This is a genomic window from Streptomyces sp. NPDC006265, from assembly GCF_040613555.1.
In the GTDB taxonomy this organism is placed as follows: domain Bacteria; phylum Actinomycetota; class Actinomycetes; order Streptomycetales; family Streptomycetaceae; genus Streptomyces.
The window spans coordinates 1-6,411 of the sequence record NZ_JBEXSH010000521.1; the positions used below are offsets into that span (position 1 = coordinate 1).

Sequence of the window (6,411 nt, forward strand, 5' to 3'; positions counted from 1 at the left end):
GTGGCGTTCTCGTCGGCCCGCTCGGTCAGGACGGCGTCCAGGAGCAGGTCCGCCAGCAGCTCGTGACGCCGGTCGGGGATGTTCACGGTGATCTGGGCGCCGGTGGGCTCGTACACCTTCGGCTGCCTGCCGACCTTGCGGGTACCGCCCGGCGTTTCGTAGCGGGCGCGCAGCAGGCCGGCGTCGACCAGCTTGTCGAGGTGGAAGGCGGCGAGTTTCCGGGAGATGCCGACGCTGGCGGCGGCCTCGTCCCGGGTGACGGCGCGGCGGGCACGCCGGATGAAGGCGAACATGCGCCGACGCGAGTCCTCGCTCAGGACGCTGACGGAGTCGATGGCGCTGTCGGCCAGCGCGGGCGGGTCGGAAGCCACGGGACAACGATAACTCCCACACGCGTGGGAGCGAGGGCTCTTCGGGTGCTCTGTGCTGCACGCCTTGACCTTTGCGCGGAATAAAGGAAAGACTTGTTGGTGAAACTATTGGAGGTCGCCATGGCTGGAAAGTCACAGCTTCAAGCGAAACACCCGGTCAGTGCTTCGCTCGCCGGGCCGTACGGCCATCCGTTCCACCCGATCCTGGTGACCGTGCCGATCGGCGCCTGGGTCACCAGCCTGGTGTTCGACATCGCCTCCCACGTCGTGAGCCGTCCGGGCTTCCTGACCCAGGCCTCGCAGTGGCTGATCGCGGTCGGGGTGATCGGTGCCCTGCTGGCGGCCATGGCCGGATTCCTCGACCTGCTCGCCATCCCCGGCGCCACCCCGGCCTTTCGCACGGCCCTGGTCCACATGACGCTGAACCTGCTGGTCACCGCCGCCTACGCCGTGAACTTCCTGTGGCGCTACGGCGATCACACCGGCGGCGGCAGCGTCGCGATCGGCCCGCTCGTCCTCGCCGCGCTCAGCGTGGCGGCCCTCGGCGTCTCGGGATATCTGGGCGGCAAGCTCGCCTACCGCTACGGCGTCCGCGTAGCCGACGAGAGCACCCAGGCCGAGGGATACGCGCCCGGCCGCGGCGCGCATCGCTCACGCTCCTCCACCTAGTGCCGCGGCAGGCAACGTTTGCCCGTTGAGGAGCGGCGCCCGGTGCGTGCTCTCGGCGTGCCGGCCGGAAGCCCTCGTACTGGACGTACTCGGGATTTCGGCCGGTGCGGCGAGTGGGGGCAACCCCCTGCTCGAGCGGAGTCGAGAGCGTGGGGGAGCGTGCCGGGCGTCGTGACGGGGCGAACGTTGCCCGCCGCGGCACTAGCCGGCGCCTGTCCGCCCCGGCGCACCCGCACAGCCGCCGGTATGCCCGGGCCGTTCCTGCCACCGCCCTCACCCTCGGAGCTCCTCATGGACATCGCCGCACTGATCGCCTGGGTGGTCACCGCCCTCGGCGGGTTCTACCTGCTCGGCACCTGGATCCGGCGCGGCGGCACCCGCCGGCAGCAGACCGGTGCGACCCGGCTGCCCGCGCCCGTCGTCTTCGGCCACTTCGCCCTGGCCGCGCTCGGACTGGTGGTGTGGGTCGGCTACGTCGTCGTCGGCACGACCGCCCTGGCCTGGACCGCGTTCGGCCTGCTCCTTCCGGTGGCCCTGCTGGGATTCGTGATGCTGGCCCGCTGGATCCCGGTCCACCGCGCCCACGCGACCACGTCCGGCACCCGGGGAGAGACGACGAACGTCCCCGCCGAACGGCACTTCCCGCTCCCGGTGGTGTTCGCCCACGGCCTGTTCGCCGTGGGCGCCCTCGTCCTGGTTCTGCTCACCGCTCTCGGTATCGGAGACAACTGACATGACCGAGCACCCCGCACCTCTCTCTGTCCGGCCGGACCTGTACGACGGAGAGACGACGGCACTCGCACGGCCCGCCCTGCGGGTGGTCCACGAACCCGACGGGATCGACCTGGCGGCCGCGGAGATCGCGGCAGGCCGCTTCCTCGAAGCACTCGGCATCTCCACGGCCTCGGAGAGCCTGCGCGGCACACCCGGCCGGATGGCCCGCGCCTACGCGGAACTCTTCAGCCCGCGCCCCTTCGACCTGACCACGTTCCCCAACGACGAGGGCTACGACGAACTCGTCCTCGCCCGGCGCATCCCGGTGCGGACCGTCTGTGAGCATCATCTGCTGCCGGTGGTCGGCACCGCGCACGTCGGCTACCTGCCCGGCGCCCGCATCCTGGGCCTTTCCAAACTGGCGCGCGTCGTCGAGCACTTCGCCTGCCGCCCCCAGGTCCAGGAGCGCCTGACCAAGCAGATCGCCGACTGGTTGCAGGCCCATCTGGAGCCCAAGGGCGTCGGCGTGGTCATCGAGGCCGAGCACTCCTGCATGACGCTGCGCGGCGTGCAGGCCACCGGCTCCGACACCCTGACCTCCACCCTGCTCGGCCTGCTGCGCTCCGACTCCCGCTCCCGCAGTGAATTCCTCGCCCTGACGGGCGTGACCCGGTAGCGGTCATGACCGGGCCAGACGTGTGACCTGCTCGTGGAGGCGGTGCACGTGGTCCTCGGACTCCGGCTTCATCAGGACGCTGCGCAGGATGCGGGCGCCGTCGGCGTCGGCGGTGACCTTCGGGTGGCGTGCGCCGAAGGCCTCGCGGTCTGCCTTCAGGGTGCTCAGGAACACGGGATCAGGGCCGGTCATGCCCTCGGCCAGGACGCGTGCCGACGCCGCGTCGATGGCGCTCAGGGCGGCGGGCTCCACTGTCGGGAAGTAGCTGACGATGTCCAACTCGGGCTGCTGGTAGAGCTCCAGCTCGTCCGAGGCGGTGATCAGGCCGGCCCAGTCCAGCGCGGCCCGGCGGCCGGCCCCGAGAACGCGGCCGAGTCCGTCGGGGGTGGGCGGCAGGACCTGGAAGGTGAGCCACAGCGCGGCGGCGGAGGCCCCGGCACGGGAGCATTCCAGGCTGATCTCGCCGAGGTGGAGCTCGCTGGAGGTGAAGTAGGTGTAGGGCGAGTCGTGCAGGTAGAAGCGGCCCACCTCGGGGTCGCGGAAGAGGACCGCACCGCAGCCGTAGGGCTGGAGCCCGTGCTTGTGCGGGTCGACGACGATCGAGTCGCATCGGGCGATCGTCCGCCAGGGCTGCGCGGGGAGCCCTTCCGGGCCCTGCGCACCGGCGAGCAGGGTGAAGAAGCCGCCGTAGGCCGCGTCGACGTGGAGCCGGACGCCGTGGCGCTCCCGGATAGCGAGGGCGTCGTGGATCGGATCGATGGCCCCGAGGCCGGTGGTGCCGGCGGTGAGGACGACCGTGCCCACCTCGCCCGTGCGCAGGATGTCCTCGAGCGCGTCGAGGCTGATGCGGCCGCGGTCGTCGGTCGGGATCGGATACCCCTTCATGCCCAGGACGTGGCACATGCGGCCGTGGGTGTAGTGGGCGTCGGCGCTGTAGGCGATGCCGCGACCGGGGTGGAGTTCGCGGGCGACGAAGAGGGCCTCCAGGTTGGCGATCGTGCCGCTGGTGGTGAGGTGGCCGAGGTGGGTGTCGTAGCCGAACATCGCAGCCAGCTGCGCTACGGCCTCGCGTTCCATGCGGGCGGTGGCGGGACCGCCGTCCAAGGCGTGGTTGTTGGGGTTGATCAGCATGGTGGCGAGGTAGCCGACGATCGCCGCGGGGTGCGGGGGCTTGAGCATCTGCCCCGCGTAGCGCGGGTGGAAGAAGGGATAGTTCTCCTTCAGCCTCCCGGTGAGCTCCTCGAAGGCGGCGGCGAAGCGGTCGTCGTCGACGAGGAGGGACGGGTGCTGCTCGTAGGGGCCGAACGTGCCGGCCCACTGCTGTATCGCGTCGTTGGCCCGGCCGAGCCAGTGCTGCAGGTCCACTGATCTCCCTTTCTGCCGACATGCTGGGGTGCTGGACGTTCACCATAGGAGTTCGTTGACTGCTCAGCAATTGATTGTTCAGTAATTGAGACAGCAGTAGGTGAAGAAGCAGTAAAGTCGGTCGGATGAACTCCGTGAACCGAGAGAACGACGAAGCGGCCCGCGCCGCCGACAGCCGGCTCGTGCACGACTTCGGGCTGCTGATCAAGGCCGCCACCCGCCTGGAACAGCGGATCGACACGGCCCTGCGCAAGGAGTGCGAGATCAGCCACACGATGTTCGAGGTGCTCATCCGGCTCTGCCGGCACCCGGACGAGGAGATCTCACAACGCCGACTCGCCGACGACCTCACGCTCACCAGCAGCGGCATCACCCGCCTGGTCGACCGCATGGAGGGATCCGGTCTGGTGCGGCGCGTGCCGGCCCCCGGGGACCGCAGAAGCGTCCTGGTCGAGTCGAGCGATCACGGCCGTACGGTCTTCCTCCGTGCCGCCGCCGTCCACGCCCAGGTCGTCGAACGGCATTTCGTGGCACCGGTGGCCCCTGCCGACTACGGGCGGTTGACCCACTCGCTGGGCGAGATCGAGAAGGCGCTGCGCGACAACTGACCCTCGGGGCGCCCTGTGCACCGCACCCGTGCGGCGGACGTTCCGCTTCGTCCTGGAGCCCCGGCTGGACCGCGCGTTCCGGCGACGGTCAGGTCCGTGTCTCTCCGGCGCGGACCAGCCCGCTCTCGTAGGCCATGACCACGAGTTGGGCCCGGTCCCGGGCGCCGAGTTTGGCCATGGCGCGGTTGGCGTGGGTCTTGACGGTGACCGGGGTGACGAAGAGCCGTTCGGCGATGTCGTCGTTGGACAGGCCCGTGGCCACCAGCGTCATGACCTGGCGCTCCCTGGGCGTCAAGGGTGGTTAGCCGCTCGGGGGCGGCGAGAGCGCCGGGGGAGGGCTGGGAGAGGAACCGGGCGATCAGGCCCTTGGTCGCGGCGGGGGAGAGCAACGCCTCGTCGGCGGCGACCAGCCGGATCGCGTGCAGGAGTTCGGCCGGCTCGACCCCCTTGCCGAGGAAGCCGCTCGCACCGGACCGCAGCGCCTCGACGACGAACTCGTCCACCTCGAACGTGGTCAGCACCAGCACCTTCACCCCGGCCAGATCCTCGTTCCGGCCGATGAGCCGGGTGGCCTCGATACCGTCGACCTCGGGCATCCGGATGTCCATCACCACCACGTCGGCCCGCGCCGACCTGGCCAGTTCCACCGCCTCCCGCCCGTTGGACGCCTCCGCGACGACCTCCATGTCCGGCTGGGCGTCGATGAGCAGCCGGAAGGTGCCCCGCAGCAGAGCCTGGTCGTCGGCGAGCAGGACGCGGATCGTCATGGGTGACTCTTACCTCGTGGGGTCAGGCGGACGCGGGGGCGAGGGCCAGCGGGAGTTCGGCGACGACCTGGAAGCCGCCGTCGGGCAGCGGCCCGGCGGTGACCGTCCCGCCGATGGCGGTCGCCCGCTCGTGCATGCCGATCAGGCCGTGACCGGAGCCGGGGCCGGGGGGCGCGCCGGTGGCGCCGTCGTCCGTCACCGTGATCCGCAGCCGGTCCGGACCGTAGTTCAGCACCACCTCCACCTGCGTCGCCGCTGCGTGCTTGTGGGTGTTGGTGAGCGCTTCCTGGACGATGCGGTAGGCGGTCAGCTCCGTGGTGGAGGCGACGGGCCGGGGCGTACCGATGGGCACCACCCGCACGGACAACCCGCCCGCCCGAGCATCGACCAGGGCGTCGAGGTCGGCCAGTCCCGGGATGGGCGCGCGGGAGTCCGGCCCGTCGTCGGGCTGACGCAACAGGCCCACGGTGGCACGCAGTTCGTCGAGCGCGGCGCGACTGGTGTCCTTGATGTGGGCCAGCGCCTCGTACGCCCGGTCGGGGTCATTGCGCATGAGGTGGTGGGCCACGCCCGCCTGGGCGTTGACCAGGGTGATGTGGTGGGCGACGACGTCGTGCAGTTCGCGGGCGATGCGGACGCGCTCCTCGGTGACCCTGCGCCGGGCCTCCTCCTCGCGGGTGCGCTCGGCGCGTTCGGCTCGCGCCTCGACGTCGGCGAGGTGAGACCGTCTGCCCCGCCCTCAGGGGCGCGGCGCCTACACCGGCGACGCCGTCGACCTGCTCGAGAGCGCTGACGAGCTTCGCCGCTGCGGCCTTGCCGCGGGTGTCGGGAGCCTGGACCGCGAGGACGAGCGGGCCGTTGAAGCCCGGCCCGAACCCGTCGGCGATCATGTCGTACGCCTGACGGTTCGTCGAGGACGTGGGCAGGTTGCCGTCGTCGGACGCACCCAGGCGCAGCGAGAGCGTCGGCAGCGCGAGCGCCGCGAGCACCACGAGACCGGCCAGACCCAGCACCTTGGGCCGCGCCTGGACACGCTCGGCCAGGCGGCCCCACAGCCCGGTGCCGCCCGACGGGGCCCCTCCCAGCCCGGCCAGGGCACGACGCTCGGCGCGGGCGGGGGGTGCGGGGGCGCTGCAGCCGCACCACGCCGCACCGCGGCTGCTGGGGCGGCCCCCCGGCGCGCGGAGGGTAGGTAGCGTGCGCCGCCCCGCTCGAGGTGGGTTGTCTCCTTCTGCTGGTGG

Annotated in this window: 6 protein-coding genes and 2 pseudogenes; 4 read left to right on the forward strand and 4 right to left on the reverse strand. The window is 71.4% G+C overall.

What is annotated here, in order from left to right:
• Positions 1 to 371, reverse strand: a 371-nt coding sequence (locus tag ABZ281_RS32485; RefSeq protein WP_356661334.1) for a winged helix-turn-helix domain-containing protein, incomplete at its 3' end; no start/stop codon positions are given.
• Positions 372 to 491: 120 nt separating this feature from the next.
• On the opposite strand from ABZ281_RS32485, the gene ABZ281_RS32490 reads away from it, so the two are divergent.
• From ABZ281_RS32490 to folE, 3 genes are all read left to right on the forward strand, one after another.
• A complete protein-coding gene (locus tag ABZ281_RS32490; protein ID WP_356661336.1) occupies positions 492 to 1,040 on the forward strand; it encodes a DUF2231 domain-containing protein in 549 nt (182 codons plus the stop codon).
• A 291-nt stretch (positions 1,041 to 1,331) separates the two neighbouring features.
• Entirely contained in the window at positions 1,332 to 1,772 is a 441-nt protein-coding gene (locus ABZ281_RS32495) for a hypothetical protein (RefSeq protein WP_356661338.1), read from the forward strand.
• Between the two features lies 1 nt (position 1,773).
• Positions 1,774 to 2,430, forward strand: coding sequence for a GTP cyclohydrolase I FolE (gene folE / locus ABZ281_RS32500; RefSeq protein WP_356661340.1), 657 nt, complete (start codon positions 1,774 to 1,776; stop codon positions 2,428 to 2,430).
• Between the two features lie 3 nt (positions 2,431 to 2,433).
• Here the strand turns inward: folE and ABZ281_RS32505 are convergent, their stop codons facing one another.
• Entirely contained in the window at positions 2,434 to 3,795 is a 1,362-nt protein-coding gene (locus tag ABZ281_RS32505) for an aminotransferase class V-fold PLP-dependent enzyme (protein ID WP_356661342.1), read from the reverse strand.
• 125 nt (positions 3,796 to 3,920) lie between these two features.
• On the opposite strand from ABZ281_RS32505, the gene ABZ281_RS32510 reads away from it, so the two are divergent.
• Complete coding sequence (locus tag ABZ281_RS32510; RefSeq protein ID WP_356661344.1) at positions 3,921 to 4,403, forward strand: MarR family winged helix-turn-helix transcriptional regulator; 483 nt, start codon at positions 3,921 to 3,923, stop codon at positions 4,401 to 4,403.
• Positions 4,404 to 4,491: 88 nt separating this feature from the next.
• Here ABZ281_RS32510 and ABZ281_RS32515 read toward each other — a convergent pair.
• Both ABZ281_RS32515 and ABZ281_RS32520 read right to left on the reverse strand, forming a co-directional pair.
• Positions 4,492 to 5,170: pseudogene (locus ABZ281_RS32515) on the reverse strand (response regulator transcription factor).
• 22 nt (positions 5,171 to 5,192) lie between these two features.
• A pseudogene (locus ABZ281_RS32520) lies at positions 5,193 to 5,900 on the reverse strand (sensor histidine kinase); the annotation flags it as partial.
• Positions 5,901 to 6,411: the final 511 nt, after the last annotated feature.

Coding starts and splice junctions, on each gene's coding strand:
- ABZ281_RS32490 (WP_356661336.1), top strand. CDS start 492: ATGGCTGGAAAGTCACAGCTTCAAGCGAAACACCCGGTCAGTGCTTCG.
- ABZ281_RS32495 (WP_356661338.1), top strand. CDS start 1,332: ATGGACATCGCCGCACTGATCGCCTGGGTGGTCACCGCCCTCGGCGGG.
- folE (WP_356661340.1), top strand. CDS start 1,774: ATGACCGAGCACCCCGCACCTCTCTCTGTCCGGCCGGACCTGTACGAC.
- ABZ281_RS32510 (WP_356661344.1), top strand. CDS start 3,921: ATGAACTCCGTGAACCGAGAGAACGACGAAGCGGCCCGCGCCGCCGAC.